2 rRNA genes are annotated in these 1,061 nt (G+C 57.6%); both read right to left on the bottom strand.

Features of this window, described 5'->3' with window-relative positions:
* A 23S ribosomal RNA gene (locus ABZ810_RS47620) occupies positions 1–536 on the bottom strand; the annotation flags it as partial.
* 450 nt (positions 537–986) lie between these two features.
* Positions 987–1,061: ribosomal RNA gene (locus ABZ810_RS47615) — 16S ribosomal RNA — on the bottom strand; the annotation flags it as partial.

The raw sequence follows: 1,061 nt of genomic DNA, 5'->3' as shown, positions 1-1,061 counted from the left end.
GCTATCGGTCATCAGGAAGTATTCAGCCTTACCACGTGGTCGTGGCAGATTCACACGGGATTTCACGGGCCCCGTGCTACTCGGGAACACACCCAGAAGCCACTCGAATTTCGTCTACCGGACTCTCACCGTCTACGGTCGGCCTTCCCATGCCGTTCGACTACCCGAGCAGTTTGTAACTCCTTGGAACCACGGCAGTAGTCCCCGGATGGCCCCACAACCCCACATACGCAACGCCTGCCGGCTATCACACGTACACGGTTTAGGCTAATCCGCTTTCGCTCACCACTACTCACGGAATCACTATTGTTTTCTCTTCCTGCGGGTACTGAGATGTTTCACTTCCCCGCGTTCCCACCAACCTGCCTATACATTCAGCAGGCGGCGACACCCCATGACGGGTGCCAGGTTTCCCCATTCGGAAATCCCCGGATCAAAGTCTGGTTGCCGACTCCCCGAGGCATATCGCAGGCTCCCACGTCCTTCATCGGCTCCTGATGCCAAGGCATCCACCGTATGCCCTTAAAAACTTGAACACACAAAACGATCAAACAAATCGCAACAGAGAACAAGAACCCCCTCACAAAACAAGGGAGATCTCGTTCAGAGATGCTCGCGTCCACTGTGCAGTTCTCAAAAAACAACCGGGACAACCAAGCCGACCCAACTCACATCAGGCCGGGACCTGGTCCCGCAATCCAGAAGAAACAACCCAGCCCCCTCCCACCGACCACAACGATCGACGTTCAGGGGCTGAAGGGCCCGTTTCCTCAGGACCCAACAGCGTGTCCACCAGCTCCCCGACCCCGAACCGTCGTTCCCACTCCCCTTTACGAGGCGGTACTTGCCGGTCGGCACCAGGATGCTGGTGAGTAGCCAGTGCTCCACATCTATGAGCAGCCACCCGGCAGACATTCGCTACCGACAGTGGCTACTGACCCAGACCCCACACGAGGTGGACTGCCTGAGCCAGAGGTGCTCCTTAGAAAGGAGGTGATCCAGCCGCACCTTCCGGTACGGCTACCTTGTTACGACTTCGTCCCAATCGCCGGCCCCACCTT

This window comes from Spirillospora sp. NPDC047279 (assembly GCF_040643285.1).
Taxonomy (GTDB): domain Bacteria; phylum Actinomycetota; class Actinomycetes; order Streptosporangiales; family Streptosporangiaceae; genus Spirillospora.
Note: the sequence above shows the minus strand (reverse complement) of the source record. Positions and strands in the feature narration are given on the sequence as shown.